This is a genomic window from Paenibacillus sp. YIM B09110 (genome assembly GCF_037167145.1).
In the GTDB taxonomy this organism is placed as follows: Bacteria; Bacillota; Bacilli; order Paenibacillales; family Paenibacillaceae; genus Pristimantibacillus.
Window position 1 is genome coordinate 131,108 of record NZ_JBANSP010000017.1, and the last position, 19,752, is coordinate 150,859.

Below are 19,752 nucleotides of genomic sequence, written 5' to 3' on the forward strand. Positions count from 1 at the left end.
AAGCAGGTATTCCTGTGCCGCCATCTTAAGTCCAAAACCAATCAAAAAGGTGTGAACGAACAACCATGCTATCTGAACCGAGAAGTGACAGCGACTACGTTCTATGTTATACGAGAGAACCGCAGGAGGACATGATTTATGCGCCAAAACTGGCATACAGCATGCATCTTGCCCACAGTGAAGATGGCAAGCATTACCAAGCATTAAATCACAATTCCGGCGTTTTGTTTGCTAAAGCTACGGACAATGAGAACGGAACGATGAATGCCAAAAGCTTAAAAAGTCCTTATCTCTTCCATCTAGCCAACGGCGATTTTGGCGTCGTTGCCGTACGTACGGAACCAGATGGCCAGAATGACGAACAGAGTAAAGGTTCGATCCTATTCTTTATTTCTTCCGATCTGCTGCATTACAAAGAAATCGGTTTAATTGATCTGAAGGGTGACGACTATGTTAAGGACGCGGCCTGCGAGTATGATGCAAAGAACCATACGTACGTGATTCGTTGGAACGATGAGAACGGCGAAAGTTATGTGAGCGTTATAGCTGATTTATTCGACCTCAACGGGGTATCTATGCCTGAGCAAACAGAGCCCTATGTATGGGATGCTGCGACTACTAATATTGAAGGCATAGTGCCTCGCAACGTTATCCGCGTATCTAAGGAAACTGCTAGCCGCCTTGTGAGTAAGCTTACGGTTCCGACGAATATCGGGATCGGGCTTCCGGACAGCGTCACAATAAAGTCGGCGGATGAACTGCGGGAGCTCAAGGCGACCGCGATCTACAGCGACGGTACGACTGCGCTTAAGACCGTTAACTGGAACGAATCCGGAGTAGACTGGAAGCAAGCGGGAACCTATCGGATAACAGGGAAGGTTCATCAGGACCGATATGTATTTCCGATCGCAGTCAATCGTGCTGACCCTTGCATAACGAAGTGGAACGGCAATTATTACTTTATAGCCACTAATGATGCGGATGGCAACCAATCTCTATATATTCGGGAAGCGGCTGCCATTCCCGAACTTGTTGATGCAGAGGAATCATTGATTCTTGATACGAACACATACGAGCATATCAAAGGTCTCTTATGGGCCCCCGAGATTCATATCATTGAAGGCGATTTGTACATCTTCCATGCGGCAACGACCGGCGATTTTCTTTGTGAAGAGTGTCATGTCATGAAGCTGCGCCAAGGCGGGAACCCGACCCGGGCTGAAGATTGGTCGGAGCCTCGCCGAGTGGTTAAGAAGGATGGAACGGATCTATGCGAAGCCGGCAAAGTCATTTCCCTCGATATGACCGTTATTCAATTGAACGGGGAGTATTATGCTGCATGGTCGGAGCGGCAGTTCGTGCCGGTCGATCTTGGGGCATGGATTTATTTGGCCAAAATCGATCCGAACGAGCCTTGGAAGCTGACTAGCGATCCTGTGCTGCTGACAAAACCGGATTACGGCTGGGCTAACAACCATACGTTCGTGGATGAAGGGCCGTTTGCATTGATTCGTGACAATAAGCTGCTCCTTACGTTTGCCAGCGCCGCTGTAGATGCCACTTATGTGGTAGGGCTCTTGACAGCCGATACGGATTCGGATTTATTGGATCCGGCTAGCTGGACGAAGGGGAATTACCCGTTGTTGACATCTCGAAGTATACCCGGAGAATTCGGTCCCGGTCATAATTCCTATGTAACCGATGATTACGGCGTCATCTGGAATACGTATCATGCCAGACCTGGCGTTGACGCGCCTAGAGGCACCGGCTTACGCAGAGTCCACTTTGATATAGACGGGTATCCGGTGCTCGATATGACGGAGGATCAGGATTTGAATGCTGACCTTGCCGATGTATCCATCGATGTAATTATTATATAAATCCTCATTGCGAAGAGGCTGTTTACCTGTAGCGGGGCTATGGGATGGACAGTCTTTTTTGCTGTATCATCTGCCTTTCTAATGCTTCTCGATTTTCTTTCCCAATGCGTTTTTTCTAATCACTTATGCTAGTATGGTTCGTAAGATTAAACCAATTATCGGAGGAGTTGAGGAGCAGTATATGGATCATCCGCAACGGTTGCTTCGCTTAGCCAAGGAATTTGGCGAATGTCAGAATGCGCTGGCGGCAATCGGTGACGAAACGCGTCAGTCTATCATTATCGCATTTCTGGAAAGCGCCAACGAAAAAGGCATCCGAGTAGGCGAAATTACAAAGAAGACGAATCTATCCCGCCCCGCCGTATCTCATCATATCAAAGTACTGAAGGATGCCAATATTATTGCCGTTCATCGTGAAGGCAGAATGAACTATTACTATTTGGAGCCCACGAAGAGCATCGTTCTGAAGCTGAAACATCTCTTCGAAAACATCGAAACGATCATGAACGACTATTGGGAGGAGCCTTCCGGTCAACAATCAAACGAAGCAGAGGAGCAAAGAGGATGAACATCATTATTTTCGGAGCAAATGGAAAAACGGGACGTGAATTAATGGAGCGGGCATTGAAGCAAGGCCATTCGGTTACTGCATTTGTCCGTGACCCGTCAAAGATCTTACTGAAAGACGCCAACTTGAACATCGTGAAAGGGGAAGCGACCAACTATTCGGATGTAGAGAAGGTGCTTAAAGCGAATAAATACGATATCGCCTACTCCGTGCTAGGAGCTAAAGGCATGTTCAAAAGAGACCTGCCGCTTATCGGTGCCATGCAAAATATAGTTAAAGCGATGGAGAAAAACAACGTGCCTAAGCTAATTCACGTGTCATTCATTGGCGCCCGCGAGGAAGCGGTTAAATTAGGTTTTGTATACAAATATATCATTCCGAATTTCATGAAAAACTTGCTGTTGGATCATAGAGAGAAGGATACGCTGCTTACGAATAGCCGATTGACGTGGACATTGGTCCAGCCGCCTTCCCTTACTTCAGGCCCGTATACGGGGCGTTACATGCACGAGGCGCAAATCAATATGGGCGTTTCCCGCAAGCTCAAGCTTTCCCGGGCAGATTTGGCCGACTTCATGATAAAACAGCTTAACGACGATACGTACAACAACAAAGCCGTTTTCGTGACGGAATAACTGAGTAATCAAGAACTTAGTATAAGCCAAATAATCGTAGTTGAAGCCTGCACAATTATGTGCAGGTTTTTCTGAATAAATATTCCTTGATACTTTTTCGGACTGTTAATGAAATATTGGAAGCAGCTAAAGTCCTATTGTCATGCTCTATATCAGAATTTCTGCAACTGCTGATTTTTTATACTAGAGCTTATCTATAATTGAGAAGCTCTTTCTTTGAAATGTTTACATACAAAGCTGTTGATCCAGCGGATATGATGAGAATTTAGTCGAAAAAAAGAGAAATATATGGGACAAAATGGTATGATAGACCCAACTGATTTAAAGTTAACAATAATGTATATCATTAGGAGGTATCGGGGTTGAATAGCCTTATTCGTTGCCAGTGGGTATACAGCGATGTGATCAATTATGCGATGCAACAAAATCATGTTCCGATCGTGAAACAGCTTGCTCTGTTCAACGTGTCAGATGAGGACTTTTCTCAGATAACCTTAAGATTATTGGCAGAGACGGGATTTGCTTATGAATGGTCGAGAACAATTGATACGCTGTCTGCAGGGCAATCTATCGATCTTGGTGCTGTTCCATTGCAAATGTCTGCTTCATTTCTAGCAGGACTCACAGAAAGAATGACTTCTACACTAACGCTATCGGTTTCACAAGGGGAAACGATCTTATACGAGGAGCGGGCACAGATTGTCGTTTTGGCTGGCGACGAATGGGGCGGTTTGGCTGTGCTGCCGGAATTGACGGCTGCATTCGTAACTCCTAATCATCCGCAAATCATTGAAGTTGTGAGGGATGCTTCAGATATATTACATAGATGGAAGGGTAGTCCTTCCTTCACCGCTTATCAGAGCAAGGACTCACGCCGGGTGAGGGAACAGGTTGCTGCGCTCTACCAAGCCATCCAACAAAAAGGGATCGCTTATTGTGTAGCGCCGCCAAGCTTTGAACAAATCGGACAACGCGTCCGTCTGCCGGACACGTTGTTTACACATCGCATCGGTAATTGTTTTGATCTGTCATTGCTTTTCGCCGCTTGTATGGAGGCGGTAGGGTTGCACCCTCTCATTATCTTCATCGAAGGTCATGCGTTTGTTGGCGTTTGGCTTGTTGAAGATACGTTTACGGAGAGTGTTCAAGATGACATATCCTTGTTGACCAAAAGAATGGCAAGCGGCATCGACGCAATTTGTGTGATGGAAGCAACCTCTATGGTAAAGGGAGCATCAACAAAGTTTGACGAGGCTGTGTCGATTGCTGCATCGCATCTAAGCAATCCCGATCAGTTCGATTGCTTGGTAGACATTCGCCGCGCGCGATCAGCCTCTATTCGTCCACTTCCTATTCGCGTTGATATTGACAAGGAGAACGTGCAGGAGACAATGGCAGAGCCTTTATTTCTAACTGCGGACACATCTACTGCACCTCAATCATTCGAAGTGTTGGAGAAGCCCGAGGAAGTAGATGCCATACCGATAAGCAAGCAAAAGCAGTGGGAGCGTCGCTTGCTTGATCTGTCTCTTCGTAATACGCTCATTAATTTTCGCATGACAAAATCTAGCGTTAAGATCTTGCTGACGCAGCTGGGTGAGCTGGAGGACTGTATTGCCGATCGCGAGGAGTTTCAGGTGTTGGCAATGCCTTCCGATTGGCAAGGGAATGAGCGAAGTGTAAGTCTATACCAAAATATTAAGCATAATCATCCGTTGACTAAGCTATTGAACGATGAATTCGAGCGCAAACGGCTGAGAGCCGACTTGAATGAGCATGAGTTGGACAGACGAATGATTCAGCTCTATCGGTCTGCCCGGCTCTCATTGGAGGAAAATGGAGCAAATACATTATATTTGGCGCTAGGGATTCTAAAATGGTACGAGTCGTCTGCTAGCGAAATGCCGCGTTATGCGCCGTTAGTGCTTGTGCCCATTCAAATATTGAAAAAAACCTCTCGAAGCGGTTATATCATTCGCGGAATAGAAGAGGATCCCCAAATTAATATTACATTGCTCGAGCTGCTGAGACAGGATTACGGCATTTCGATCGGAGGACTGGATCCACTCCCCCGAGACGATAAAGGCGTACATCTTAGTCAGATTTTCACGACTATTCGCCACGCCATAATGCAAGAGTCAAGATGGGACGTAGAAGAAGAAGCCTATCTGGGATTGTTCTCATTCGGACAATTTGTGATGTGGAATGATATAAGGATGCGTTCCTCCGAGCTCACAGCTAATCCAATCGTTGCGAGTTTAATGGAAGGCAAGCTAAGGTGGCAGCAACCATCGGATTTGGAGGATGGGTCTCTTGATGATGAGCATCCTAGTAAGTTATTCGTTCCAATTAGTGCGGATTCGTCGCAGCTTGCGGCTATTTCGGCAGCTATGAGTGGACAAAGCTTTGTGCTGCACGGCCCGCCGGGAACGGGGAAATCGCAGACGATTACGAATATGATTGCTGGTGCTTTGGCAAGCGGCAAGCGGGTGTTGTTCGTCGCGGAGAAGATGGCGGCGCTCTCGGTCGTACAGAAAAGGTTGGAAAGTATCGGACTCGGCTCGTTTTGCCTTGAGCTGCATTCCAACAAAAGCACGAAGAAGGCTGTGCTCGATCAGTTTCAAGCGGTAATAGAGAGTCCACGGGTGCAAACGCCGGATGGGTGGAACAATCAAGCGGACCGCCTTGCGAAGCTGCGCCAGGAATTGAACGGCTATTCTTCTGCTTTGCATCACAAATATGCCTTTGGATTTTCTTTATACGAAGCGATAGCTGGATATGAACGAGCCGGTAAAGGAGCAGACCACGTTGTATTTGACCGTCATACGGCGGCAGACTTAACAGCCGAGAAGGTAGATCAGTGGAGAGATCTGGCCGCGCGGTTAAAGGCAGCCAGCGCCCAATGCGGCAATCCAGCGGGTCATGCTTGGAGCGACGCACGCAGCAGCGTCTATTCCCAAGGAATGAAGGAAGACGTCGAACGAACATTAAAGAGTTATATAGCTTTGCAAGAGCCTATAGAGACAGCTCTAGGTAACGCGTTGTTGCAGTTTCGTATGGAGCCGGCAACGCTTCATTATGATAACGTAAGCCGACTTTCTCAGCTTTGTTCTCATATGATGCTAATGCCTGATTTCCAGCCTGCCTTGCTGCAGCTTCCGAATATTAAAGAAGTCAGCGATCGTCTTTTGAAGGTAGCAGAGCAAGGACGTAGAAGAGATCGTATTCGCCAATCTGTTCATGCTGTTTTTGGCCCGGAGATAAGCCGATTGGATGCAGCCTTTACGTTATCGGAATGGATGAAGTCCGAGTTGAAATGGGCGGTTCCTAAGTTTTTCGGACAGAAACGAATTGTTAAATTGCTAGGAACGATGGTCGTGCCGGGGCAAGCAATAATGAAGGAATCCGTGCCGACTTTTTTGGGAGACATCATAAGCTTACAAGAGGAAGAGAGGAAGCTGAAGGAAATTTGGCAATCGGCATCGCAAATTGCAGAAACAGCCGGTTGGAACGATTTATTGGATGATTGGGAGCTGATTGGGTCTTCTGCTAGGTGGGTGACCGAGTTGCATTCCCTATTCGCTTTGTGGTACAGCCAAGAGAATGCGGCTGCAGAGGCTTGCGAACGAATTGGTGAGTATATGGCTCAAGGTAAGTCAAATGTCGATAAGCAGCAAGAGGTCTTTAGCCAAACAATGATTCTTCGGGACAAAGCGATTACCTGCGAAGTTCAACTTCGAGATATGCTGCAATTGGACTGGAATGGGCTTGTTGACGCTGCGGCAGGTACAAGCTGGCATCTATTTATGAAGAAGAAAGCCGAATTGTGGGAGAATCATATTAACGGATTGCGTGATTGGTGCTCTTGGCGGCGTGAGCGCGAGATAGCAGAGGCGGAAGGACTAAGTCCACTTATTCAACCACATGAGCAAGGATCGTTGTTAGAGTCTGAAATGATACTAGCTTTTGAACGCGGTTTATACAAAGCTAGCGCGAATTATATATTTGACCATGATGAGAGACTGGGGGCATTCTCTGGCCAGTTGTTCGAAGACAAAATCAAACGATTCCGTGAAACGGACAATAGGTTCGAGCAGTTAACGAGGCAGGAGATCGCTGCCCGCTTATCTGCGCGAGTGCCACAAATGACGCAGGAAGCGGCGCAAAGTTCGGAAGCCGGAATTTTGCAGCGTGCGATTCGTAGCGGTGGAAGGGCAATGTCTATAAGGAAGCTGATGGATCAAATTCCTAATTTGCTTCCAAGGCTTATGCCATGCATGCTAATGAGTCCCTTATCAGTAGCACAGTATTTGGATCCGAAGAGTGCTCAGTTCGACCTTGTTATTTTTGATGAAGCGTCTCAAGTGCCTACCGCACAAGCGGTAGGGGCATTGGCACGTGGACGTCAAGCCGTTATTGTTGGTGACCCGAAGCAACTGCCGCCTACAAGCTTTTTCTCCAAGTCGTATGATGAAGTTGATGAAGAAAGTCAATTGCTTCAGGACATGGAGAGTATTTTAGATGATTGCTTGGCGCTTGGGATGTACCAGAGGCATCTGTCATGGCATTATCGGAGCAGACATGAGAGCTTGATTGCATTTAGCAATGCACACTATTACGAAAATAAGTTAATGACGTTCCCTTCGCCGGACGAACCGGTATCGAGCGTTTCTTGGAGGCCAACGGGCGGCTATTACGATCGAGGAAGAACAAAACGGAATATGGCTGAGGGTGAGGCTGTAGTCGCAGAAATTATTAACCGTTTGAAAGACTCGTCACTTCGTAATCAAAGCATAGGAGTCGTTACCTTCAGCTCCATTCAGCAATCACTAATAGAGGACTTGCTTGATGATGCGATGAGGAAAGAGCCCGAGTTGGAAGTGTTTCTCTCCCAATTGCCTGAGCCTATTTTTGTGAAAAATCTTGAAAATGTTCAAGGTGACGAACGTGACATTATTTTGTTTTCAATTGGTTATGGCCCGGATGCCGGAGGGAAGGTCAGCCTTAACTTTGGACCGCTTAATAGGCAAGGAGGCTGGCGAAGATTGAACGTCGCCGTCTCACGAGCCCGATATGAAATGATTGTATTCTCGACGCTTCATGCCCATCACCTAAGCGCCAGCCGCACGAGCTCAGAAGGGGTTCTTGGATTAAAGGCTTTTCTGGAGTATGCCGAGAAAGGTAAGAACACACTTCCAGTTGCTGAATCGGCGGCGAAGCTGACGACTTTATCGGACGTTCATCGCAGCCTCTTGCACGAGCTGACTGAACTAGGCTACCAAGCCGATTTGTATGTAGGTGCGTCAGGTTACCGGATAGATGCAGCGATACGGGATAAGCATCTCTCGAATCAATATCGTCTAGGCGTTTTGTTGGATGGACCGATCTATGCAAGTGCAAAGACGGCAAGGGATCGCGATTATTTGCGTATTCAGGTTTTAGAGCAGCTTGGTTGGAGCTTGCACCGTATCTGGATGCCGGATTGGTGGGAGAACCGGGAGGCTGAGCTTCGCAAGATCGAAAGTGCAATGGTAAACGCAGGGAAAGAGGAAAGCAAAATAATTTCCCGAAAAAAAACGAGCGATCGTTTTTTGGTAGCCATGCCCGTTATAGGACAGGCGTCGGGCAATCGTGAAGAGGAACAGACATCTGCTCATCGTGGCATAGAGAACGTTACAGTGTATGAAGTTTGTCAATTAAGCAGAATGGGTATTTCGGATACGGAATCGTTTTTCATTGATTCTAATTCAAAGAAAATTGTAGAGCAATTACAGCAAGTCATTAACGAAGAAGGCCCGATTAGCAGGAGCTTGCTTGCAAAACGTGTATTGCAGGCATGGGGAATATCTCGTATGGGTGCCAGACTGGAGCGACGTTTTGATGAGCTACTATATAGAACTAAGGTCACCCACGAAAAAACAGAGATGGACGGCAACGTATTTTATTGGCCTGAGGGCATGAAGCCCACCGAATATCGCTTATTCCGTAACGCGCAGACAGAGATGCAACGGCGTTTAGCCGAAGATTTGCCTGCTGAAGAGGTTGCAAATGCGGTAAAGGCTGTTCTTATGGCACAAATCAGTTTACCCGAAGAAGACTTAATAAGACAAGTTACGAGGTTGCTTGGTTATGCGAGATCGGGAACTGGATTAAACAAGGCGATCAGAAACGGCATCGCCTGCGCGATTGAACGGAATGATGCAGTAGTCCAAAACGAACGATTGGTGTTAAATCAAATTTAGGATCACAGAAACATGGACCTTCGCCTTATTGAAGGTTCATTTTTCATAGGAATATGCATTCGATGACAGTATGTTGTCAATTACTTATGATTTAACAGGCATATAATTGTTTAGGTAGATACTCTTTTTTTGGATCCAATTCCAAAGTTGTCTGTGATTTGAGGTTTCCTTCGAGAGCAGCATCAGCACTAAAATTTGATTGGCAATATAGGAAAGAGGTATTCGGGAAATCGTCTTGATCCAGCGGATGATCAAGCCTGCAATACCACAGGTGCTGTAGAGGTATAGTCATTTTGGATCGAGTGTAGTGTCCTCTGCCAGCTCGTGTTTGTATTCGGTAAAGAAATGCATTTATACAACATGCTGGAGCCGGGTATGAACCCGGCCTAAGCCTGCTTATTTGCTTTTCATAGGAATATTGCACCAAACATAATTGGTCGACAATATCGGACAAAGGAAGATTGTGACAAAATGATGATTTCTTAAAAAAATTAACAAAATCTATACTTCAAATCTATTGATATCTGAAATGTAAAATAGTAGAATGTTCCTATTCGCTGTAAATGTTTACTAATTGTATCGGTGAACTTTCCTAAAATCACATAACGCAAATCCGTCGAAAGACGAGAGACGCAAAGCTATAGGGACTACTTCTCAAAAAGAAATGTCAGCCAGTTGCAAAAGGTTTAGCAGAGGCATGTCTATGGTCGTCCATAGGCATGCCTCTTTGCTTACAACAAAAAAGAGAGAATATCGAAATAGGAGAGAGTGGAGAGAATGAGCGAGCAAGAGATGGATATCCGGACCTTATTTCCAAGCGACGACGGCAACGAGCGACAACGAGACGATCTTATAGCACTATTCAGGCAAATCGCAGAAGGGGTCGATGCTTTAAAGGATCCCGATTCCGTTAATTTAAAAGGAACAAAAGATAGAGGAGCCACATTCTATCAGGATCTAACGAAGAACAGCCGCATTCCTGTTAGCGGCAGCACGCAAAATGAAGTGAACAGCGAGCTGCTCAAGCTGCTGCATGGTCATCCCTACCATACGAAATACTTTTTGACTAATATTTTGCCCATGGCCAGCATTCCAGGCATCATGGGGATGCTCACCGCTTTTATGGTGAATGGCAATAACTTGTGGGACGTATACGGACCTGCTGGAGCGGAGGCCGAAGTCAGAGTCGTTGCCATGATGTCGGCATTGATTGGTTATGATTCTACGGTAAGTGGCGGGTATACGACTTGGGGCGGGCAAGGGGCCATCTTCACGGGACTGCGGCTAGCCATAAATAAATATGACGCCAAAGCTGCGAAGGCAGGCGTACCTGACAATTTGTTTGCCTTCTGCTCGGAAGCGGCGCATTACAGCCTGTTCAAATCGATGGAAGCAACGGGTCTGGGCAGCAATAATCTGATTAAGATCCGTACGCGAGAAGACAGCTCCATGGATGTTCGGGATCTCGAGGAGAAAATGGAGAGCGTTATTCAAAGCGGAGGCGTACCCGTGTACATCGTGGCAACGACAGCGACGACGGATGCGATGGGCATAGATAATGTTGAGGAAGTCTTGGCTGTGTCAGAGCGACTAGCGAAAAAGCATGGCATCCAAAGACCGCATATCCATGCGGATTCGGCGCTCGGCGGATTTTTTGCCTTCTATAACGATTACGACTTTGAAGGAAATCCTCTTCGATTCGATGCTGAAACGCTATTGGCTCTTCAAGCGATAAGGGAGAGAATGAAGCATTTGGGGTTGGCGGATTCGTTGTGCTTTGACTTCCAGAAGCTCGGTCAAACACCGTACTCCACGAGCTTATTCCTTGTGAAGCAGGCGTCCGATCTGAAGCTGCTTGATTTGGAGCCGGATGAAACGCCGTATGTTGGACATCGGGGATATGGCGATTATCATACGAGCTATACGCTGGAATGCTCCAGAATGGGCAGCTCGATCAGTATTTTAAGCGCGCTAACGGCTTTTGGCATAGAAGGTTATCAGAAGCTGCTCGCCCAATTCGTCGAGGTCAATATCGCGTTCAGGAAGGCGTTGGCCGCTGAAGTACCCGAAGCGGTCATCGTTAATCCGCTAAATCCGGGCATTATCACGTTGTTCCGTTTGTATGCGGATCGCAAAAACGGCTATCACGCGGAATACGAGGGACTTCGCAGCTATGCGGAGATTGAACGAGAAAATAAGCTGAACGAGCTATTGTTCGAAATACTGGGCAGAGACCGCGGGAAAATGTTTTTCGGAGATACGAAGAAGCATCTCTACGTGCCAACCGCGGACCGGGCCGGCGAAATTGCGTTGTATGCGGCTAAGTTATTCGTCATCTCGCCGTACACGCAAACTTCCGATGTCGGTGCAATCGTTCACTATTTGAAACAAAAAATCGCTGAAACGTATGCCGCTTATGACCGGCTATCCAAGAAGGAGAACAACCATGAAGAAATCTATTCTTAAATTGAATTGGTTCAGAGAACATCTTGCTGTCAAAATCTCGGTCAGCATCCTGCTGCTGCAGGTCGTGACATGCGTAGCCTTTGCTCTGTCCGGCTATATGACGCAGAGCAACCTCTCCGAGAAGCTTCTGGAGCAATTCGATAAGCGGCTCGCGACGGATATTCAAATCGCGGCAGACGCGTTCACGGACATTCCGGGACATGACGTTCAATTGACCGGCATGGACGATCCGAATTACCCGATAATCAAATCGGAGCTCGAAAGGCTCCAAACGTTGCATAGTTGGGAGAACGTTTATATTTTATCCAATACCAAGGACGAGGAACGGATTCTGATTCTGTCGGGCGTGCCCGACGACTTCGGTACCCCTTTCCAGTTCCCGGATGAAACGAAGGAAGCGATCTCTTCCAATAAAACGATGTTCAGCGCCATTTATGACGATGAATACGGTACGCATAAATCGATCTTCATGCCGCTGACCGATCAATCCGGCATCGTATACGGCGTCTTGGGCATCGATCTCGATGCTTCCGTTGTACCGCAGACAGCCTCAAGCTCGAACTGGAGAACTGTTTTGATCTCCGTCATCGTCTTCGTTGTCGGCAGCGTGATCGCCGTCTTCATTAGCCGAATCATTACGAATCCGCTTCGCAAACTGATGATTGCAGCCGAGAAAGTCGCGGCCGGCGATATGAGAAGCCAGTTCTCGATCGACAGCAAGGATGAGATCGGCAAGCTGGGTGCCGCTTTCGGTATCATGATTACGAGCTTAAAAACATTGATCGAGCAGGTCATCTCCTCGTCCGCGCTTATCGGGGATACGAGCAAGCATCTGAAGCAATCCGTGAATGAATCGACGAATAGCGCGCAGCAGGTGGCCGAATCGACAAGCAGAATGACAGAAGGCATTACGGAGATCGTGCAGAGCGTATCCGAGAGCCATTCGAGCATTCATAACATTGATACCGACATCAAAGAAGTATCGGCAGGCATGAAGGAAATTCAAGAAATCGCAACCGAGGTCCATTCGCAATCGGAGCAGGGGCAAGAGCTTGTCGATCGTACTCTCCAACAAATGGAGACGATCAAGCAGGCGATGCAGCAGTCACAGCAAGCGGCAGCGGCGCTGGAGACTCGTTCCAACGAAATCGGAGAGATTATCGGCATAATAACCGAAATATCAACGCAGACGAATCTGCTTGCGCTTAACGCTTCAATCGAAGCGGCACGGGTCGGTGAACTCGGAAGAGGCTTCGCGGTCGTAGCCGAGGAAGTGAAGAAGCTGGCAACGCAGTCGGCTCAAGCGGCGTTGTCCGTTAACGAGCTCGTCTCGAGCACGCAATCGAACAGCCATCTGGTTAAGCAAAGCATTGAAGAAGGAACGAAAGCCGTCGAGCTTGGCCATTCTTGGATTAGCGGTACCCACCAAAACTTCAAGCATATATACTCGGGCGTTTCAGAATTTACCGTCCACACGAACCATATGTCCGGTTCGCTGGAGAAAGTAGAGCATTCCTTCATACGCATTACGGATGCTATGCAGCAAATTAACGGGGTCACGCAGGAGCAGGCGGCCGGCACGGAAGAGGTTGCTGCGTCCGCGCAACAGCAAAGCGCGTCCATGCAGGAAATATCGGCTGCTATCCAGCAGCTGTCGTCTCTTTCGGTTGACTTGAACGAATCGGTAAAGCCGTTTAAGCTGTAGTAGTATCGTTCGAGCACACTGAGCCCTTCCGCTTTCGAGCGGGAGGGCTTTTTATTGCGAAGAAACTTTCTGTTAATGAAACGAGGACTCGAAACAATGTCTGATGTGACCTTTTACCGCCATGAGGCGCTGCCTTTCTTGGAAGCTAAGCGATGTCTGAAGAGCGATCTAGCGTACCAAAAACATTTTCATGAGGAATATTCGATCGGGTTAATCGATAAAGGCGTGACGAACGCTTGGTGCGATGGAACCATGCACCGGATTGAGGATGGAAAGGCAATCAGCTTTCCGCCGATGATGCTGCATGCCTGCCAGCCGGAGTCGGGAATAGAGTGGAATTACAAAATGCTGTTCGTTAAGCAGGCTTGGTTAGAGCAGCTTGAGCTTGATCTGCGGGAGCGAGATCAGCTTCATATCCCGTTTCTATTGGCCGAGGACAAAAATAGAGTCTGTCGCTTTCGCATTAACCAAACGATGGAGGCTTTTATGGGAAACGGTTCTCCTCTTGAAATCGAGACGGCTTTGATTGAGTTGATACATGATCTCGTTAGTCAAAACGCTTCAGATTTGGTGCATGAAATACAGCAAGGCAAACAGGATCAGAAGTACGTCAAGCTCATACAGGACTATATGCATGAGCATTTTACGGAGAAGCTAACGATGGAGGAGCTCGAGAACGTAACGGGTATAAGCCGATTTTATCTCATTCGGTTGTTTAAACGATGGAATCATCTGCCACCGCATGCCTATCAGAATCTGCTGCGCATTAATTATGCCAAGGCCGAATTGATGAAGCGGCGACCGATTGCCGACATCGCAACAGATGCGGGATTCTATGACCAGAGCCATTTTGCGAGAACGTTCGGCAGGATTGTAGGAGCAACGCCATGCTCTTACGCATTGTCATCTTAATAACAAAGAGCAATTTTGTACAATACCTTCATCCCTCTACTCCGTACAATTGAAGGAACTTGAGTAGGGGAGAGATATTGTATGCACCATGAATCGAATTTGGAAAAACAATTTTCAGCGGCTCTAAAGTCAATCGCTCGCCGTAAAGACCTGAAAGCTTACGTAGAGCGGACACCAGAGCTCTATATGCTGCTTCAGCAGGCCGCTTCTCGGTATGTTACGGGTGAAACCAGGCAAGAGGGAGTTGCCGCTAGCCGCCGGCTGGCCGGGGAAGGATATAAGCTTTCCATCGAATATATCGGTGAGAATACGACGGATGCTGACGAGTGCGTAGCGGCTGCTGCGGAGATGAAGGCGCTCATTCAAGATTTAGGTCGGGCCGGACTTCCAGCTCGCGTATCCTTCGATCTGTCGCATATCGGGCTTTCGTTGGATAAGGAGCTTGCTTATTCCCATCTGATGGATATGTCAGCCTATGCCGGAACTGTAGAAACGGAGATTGAGTTATTCATCAGCATGGAAGAGTCCGGCAAGACGGAGGATATACTATCTGTCTACACAAGGGCTGCAGCAACTTATTCGAACATAGGCATTACGTTGCAGGCTCATTTGAATCGAACGCCGCAGGATTTGGAAGCTCTAGCTGATTCGCCACGTCGTGTACGAATCGTGAAGGGTGCCTATCAAGAACCGGAAGACCGCGCAATCCATCGGTCCCCTGCTCTTAATGAACGTTATTTGGAGCTTGTGGAAAGCGCCGTTCGCCAAGGCCATCACGTATCGATTGCTACTCATGATGAAGCGATTGTGGATGAAGTGCTGAAGTACGGGTGGCTGTCTCATGGCAATGCCGAATTCGAGATGTTGTACGGTATTCGTCGGGAGCTGGGAAGCAAGCTGAAGGCAGACGGGCACTCGGTTAGAATCTATCTCCCGTATGGCCATGAATGGTATTTGTATCTGTGCCACCGGATTGCGGAGTACCCGCCGAATCTGTACCGTGCGGTAATCGATATTGTGAGTAAACGCATTTGAATCGTGTTTGATATTGAAAAAAACCGGTCACTTCACAGAGTGGCTGTTTTTTTATGGGCCGAATGTTGCCGTACCATAGGCGATTGCTGTACGGCAAGGCGGGAAATGGTACGCCTTTAACCGCGATTGTACCTTTACGGAACAGGTGACTGTCGGTATCCTAATCAAGAAGTGGATTAGCGGCGGGTTGCGACTTTGTCTATGATAAGCAACTGCAGAAGGCAGTTGTTTTTTTATCTTAGCAGTATTGCGATTTAAGGTATAATTAGTTATGATAGCGCTCTCAATGTTGAACCGGAAGGAGGCTTTGCCTTGCCTAAATATTCCCGGGTGTTCAGACGGTTTCTTATTTCTTACATTATTATTCTGATCATTCCAAGCATTGCGGGTTATATGTCTTACAAGACCGCAATAACCGTGACGGAATCCGTCTCGATCGAGAACAGCGTGACGCAGCTCCAGAAGAGCAAGGAGCTTTTGGAACGACGTATGGCAGAGGTTGAAGGCTTCACCAGGCAGCTTGCGATCAACCAGGATTTGAACATTTTGATGAACGAGAACGGATCGGGCGATGCGTCCAATGTGTATGGGATTTGGAAAATGATGAGGAACGTCCTCACGTTCGGACAAACGAATGATTTTCTGAAGCATTATTATGTTTATTTGAGCAACTACAATGTGCTCTTGACGCCGGGTTCGGCTTATTTCCGGCCGGAGCATTATTATGAAAGCTATCATTACGAGGATATGCCCTTCGAGAAGTGGAAGAGCACGGTTCTGGACGGAACGCACCGGAGCGAGATGATGCCGTTAAGCCCGTTCATGGACAATAAGAACGAAACCTCGGTCGTGACCTATATGCAGTCTCTGCCGCTCGACAGCTTCGGGGGTTCTTCGCCTGCCGTCGTAGTCGTTATTATTGATCAGCAGAAAATTACCGATTTGCTGTCCGGCATAACGGACCGATACGGCGGATGGGTTCATATTTCCGACGCGGACGGACATACGGTTGGCTTGCAGGGTACGGACGAAGCCCATGTCGGCCTGCTATCGGCCGATAGCAGCTTCGACGGGGAGAAGTTGAGCCAATTTTACGAAGACGATCTCGTCATAACGATTCGCTCCGACTCGACCAACTGGGTCTACAGAGCCGGCATTCCAAGGCATGTGCTGATGGAGAGCGCGAACCAAATCAAATACATTACGTGGTCCGTAACCGGTATCGCGCTGTTCGTAGGCGTCGCTGCGGGTTTGCTTCTCTCGTACCGGAACAGCGCTCCGATTATTCGGATCGTCGGCGTTATGAAGGAGCAATTCGGGCAAGAAGGTCAATCGGAACGCAACGAATATGATTTTCTGCACGGCAATATTTCGCAGATGCTTACGAATAACAGACGGCTGGAGTCCGAGCTGCATCGGCAAGCGCCGCTCGTGCGAGACGCTTTCTTCAAACGTTTGCTTGCGGGCGAGTTCCAGACGAGGGATGAAATTATAGCGGCTGCCGTTCAGGCGAACGCCGGGTTGACCGGTGATACCGGGTATGTCGGTATTATGCAAGTGAACGGTTACTCGTTGATGGACAATGTCGAGGTTCTGAACGAGCTGAACGCTGCCCGGCTTATTTTGAAGCAGGCATTGATCGACACCGGAAGCTCGGTCCGCATGACGGATATCGGTTCAGACAAGATCGTGTTCCTATTTGCCTATATGGATAAACCGACGGCAGTAGAGATCGGCAAGGATGAAGTGACGATGACGCTGGAGCGCATATCGCGGCTTGCGTTCGAGGAGTACCGCATTTCGACGACCGTGGCGCTTGGCGGCATGTTCCAATCGGTGACGGAAGTGAGCCAGTCGTTCGAACAGGCGAAGCAGACGCTGGACGTGGCCGTTCACCAGAACAGGAAAGAGCTGAGCTGGTTCGAGGATACAAGGCAAGAGAGCTCCACCTACCATTACCCGCTCGAGCTGGAGCTTCGTTTGATCGGCACCGTTCGTGCTGGCGAGCAGGAGGAGGCGGCACGAATTTTGCATACGATCATTTCGCAGAATACGTTGCATAGGGAGCTTTCTTATGAGATGAAGCAGCAATTGGCCGGCGAGATGAAAGGAACGTTTCTGAAGCTTCTCGACCAGAAGGTGTTCATCGAATCGGAATCGTTCGAGGAATTGAAAAACCGAATTATCGCTATTCAGCCCGCAGAGCCGCTGGAAGCGATTCAAGTCGAGCTGGCTGCCGTGATGAAGGTGCTATGCGAAGTCGTTCGAAGCCGCAAGAACGATAGCCATACGCGCACGATCGAGCAGATTAAGGGTTATATAGCTTCGGCCTATACGGATTCCGCGCTGACGTTATATCGGGTGGCGGAGCAAGTGGAACGGCCCGAAAAATATATTTCGCAGCTGTTCAAAGAAGTTACGGGCGTCAATCTGTCGGACTATCTGGAAAACGTAAGGATGGAGCAAGCGGCCGAGCTGCTGCAAAACGAAGTATTGACTGTCGACGAGATTGCCTCCAGAGTAGGCTATAACAGCTCGCACTCTTTCCGCAGGGCGTTCAAGCGGGTAAGAGGCGTATCGCCGAGCGTATTCAGACAGTCCGCCCTGGACGGTTAAGGAGGGAGCAAGGTGCAGAAGTATATCATTCGGCTGGTCGCCGTATTGTTGATTTCCCTTATTCTAGGGGGCTGTACGGATATGAATAATAAGCGCGGTTCGGAGGACGGGAGCAGCAATACTGCCGATGCCGTTCCCATCCGCGTGTTCGCCCAGCAGGATGCATGGCTCGATCTCGCAACGAATGATTTCTCGAAGGAGCTGGAGCATCGGTTCAACGCGAAGTTTGAATGGATTGCCGTTCCTTATGAGGGAGCAAGGGAGAAGCGCCAAATATCACTTGCCAGCGGTGACTATGCCGACGCCTATATTTTGACATCGTATATTGACCAGTTCTCTCAGGCGGACGTGCTTAGGTACGGTCAACAAGGCGTCTTCTTGCCTTTGAACGAATTAATCGAGCAGTACGCGCCCCATATCAAAGCCGCTATGGAGCAAAATCCGACGCTTAGAGCCTACAGCACGGCGCCGGACGGGAACATCTACGGTTTAGTCGGGTACAGCGAATGCTACCATTGCTCCTATCCGAGCAAGCTGTGGCTGAATACGAAGTGGCTGGAGCAGTTAGGCCTCACCGTGCCGCAGACAACGGAGCAGTTCAGGCAGGTGCTGCGAGCGTTCAAGACGAAGGATCCGAACGGCAACGGCGTGGCGGACGAAATTCCGCTAAGCGGCTCGATCGAGGATTTCGGCGTTCGGGTCATCCCTTACTTAATGAACGGATTCATCTATGACGATGATCGCACGTATCTTCATTTGACGAACGGACGCGTTGATACAGTAGCCGACAAGCCGGAGTGGCGAGAAGGGCTCGCTTACATCAAATCGCTGTACGACGAAGGTCTTATCGATCCTGGCGCCTTCACCCAGAACGCCGAAGCATTCAAGCGGATAGGAGAGAACGACGGCGAGCAACTGCTTGGCGCGGCAGCGGCGATGCATCCGGCGATTTTCGTGGATGTAGGGCCGGACAATACGAGGGGGAGCGACTACAATCCGATTGCGCCATTACGAGGACCTTATGCGTCATTCGCAACGTACAGCCGAATCGGCGTGGCGCCGGGAGCGAAGTTCGTCATCACGAATAAGGCAAGCCGCGAAGCGCAGATTGCTTTGATTCAGATGGTTGACTACATGTACACGCCTGAAGGCCAGTCTTTTGCCGAGGTGGGGGTGGAAGATGTCGATTGGCGGCAGCCGGCCCTTGGTGAGCTGGCGCTGAATCCGGACCTGAAGCCGGTATTCGCAAGCATTCCGGATAAGGATGGGGAGAAACCGAACAACACCAATTGGAGCGGGATGGGACATTTTTATATGCCTAAGAGTTATCGCGAAAGCTGGGTGCAGGGCATGGATATATATGCCCCGGACGGCTACGAGCGAAGGCTGATGGAAGCGACGAAGCTGTATGACGGACATGAGCCGGACGAGGTATTGTCGGTCGAGTCGCTTTGGATTCATCCGGACGAAGCCGACGAGGTCAATTTTTTGCAGATCAACCTTAAAAACTACGTTGAAGAGTATGCGCTGCAATTCATTACCGGCAACCAGAAGCTGGACGAGGATTGGGAGAGCTACGTGATAGGACTTCACGATCTGAACGTGGACCGATATGTGGAAATTATGCAGAAAGCTTATGATTCGGCGTTGAAATAAGCGTTTGTGCGCGGCAGCAGAGCCGTCCCGCAAAGTC

The 19,752-nt window shown here is 48.6% G+C and carries 10 protein-coding genes and 1 riboswitch; all 10 genes read left to right on the plus strand.

The window, feature by feature from the left end; translation table 11 throughout:
- Positions 1 to 65: 65 nt before the first annotated feature.
- Positions 66 to 1,880, plus strand: a complete 1,815-nt coding sequence (locus V8F51_RS22245) for a family 43 glycosylhydrolase (protein ID WP_337102705.1) — start codon at positions 66 to 68, stop codon at positions 1,878 to 1,880.
- A 133-nt stretch (positions 1,881 to 2,013) separates the two neighbouring features.
- Positions 2,014 to 2,448 (plus strand): ArsR/SmtB family transcription factor, encoded by a 435-nt coding sequence (locus tag V8F51_RS22250; RefSeq protein WP_337102706.1) that lies wholly within the window; start codon positions 2,014 to 2,016, stop codon positions 2,446 to 2,448.
- Positions 2,445 to 3,083, plus strand: coding sequence for an NAD(P)-dependent oxidoreductase (locus V8F51_RS22255; RefSeq protein ID WP_337102707.1), 639 nt, complete (start codon positions 2,445 to 2,447; stop codon positions 3,081 to 3,083). Before V8F51_RS22250 ends, V8F51_RS22255 begins: the two co-directional genes overlap by 4 nt.
- Positions 3,084 to 3,445: 362 nt before the next feature.
- Entirely contained in the window at positions 3,446 to 9,325 is a 5,880-nt protein-coding gene (locus V8F51_RS22260) for a DUF3320 domain-containing protein (protein ID WP_337102708.1), read from the plus strand.
- Between the two features lie 596 nt (positions 9,326 to 9,921).
- A riboswitch (cyclic di-GMP riboswitch) is annotated at positions 9,922 to 10,008 on the plus strand.
- A 94-nt stretch (positions 10,009 to 10,102) separates the two neighbouring features.
- The gene (locus V8F51_RS22265) at positions 10,103 to 11,791 is read left to right on the plus strand and encodes a pyridoxal phosphate-dependent decarboxylase family protein (RefSeq protein WP_337102709.1); all 1,689 of its coding nucleotides are present in this window, start codon (positions 10,103 to 10,105) and stop codon (positions 11,789 to 11,791) included.
- Positions 11,772 to 13,496 carry a methyl-accepting chemotaxis protein gene (locus V8F51_RS22270; protein ID WP_337102710.1) on the plus strand — a complete coding sequence of 575 codons (1,725 nt, stop codon included), beginning with the start codon at positions 11,772 to 11,774 and terminating at the stop codon, positions 13,494 to 13,496. The genes V8F51_RS22265 and V8F51_RS22270 overlap by 20 nt, the downstream gene beginning before the upstream one ends.
- A gap of 96 nt (positions 13,497 to 13,592) precedes the next feature.
- Entirely contained in the window at positions 13,593 to 14,408 is an 816-nt protein-coding gene (locus V8F51_RS22275) for an AraC family transcriptional regulator (protein WP_337102711.1), read from the plus strand.
- A gap of 81 nt (positions 14,409 to 14,489) precedes the next feature.
- Positions 14,490 to 15,443 (plus strand): proline dehydrogenase family protein, encoded by a 954-nt coding sequence (locus V8F51_RS22280; protein WP_337102712.1) that lies wholly within the window; start codon positions 14,490 to 14,492, stop codon positions 15,441 to 15,443.
- A gap of 312 nt (positions 15,444 to 15,755) precedes the next feature.
- Positions 15,756 to 18,059 (plus strand): helix-turn-helix domain-containing protein, encoded by a 2,304-nt coding sequence (locus V8F51_RS22285; RefSeq protein WP_337102713.1) that lies wholly within the window; start codon positions 15,756 to 15,758, stop codon positions 18,057 to 18,059.
- Between the two features lie 12 nt (positions 18,060 to 18,071).
- Positions 18,072 to 19,715 (plus strand): extracellular solute-binding protein, encoded by a 1,644-nt coding sequence (locus V8F51_RS22290; protein ID WP_337102714.1) that lies wholly within the window; start codon positions 18,072 to 18,074, stop codon positions 19,713 to 19,715.
- The last annotated feature ends 37 nt before the right edge of the window (positions 19,716 to 19,752 follow it).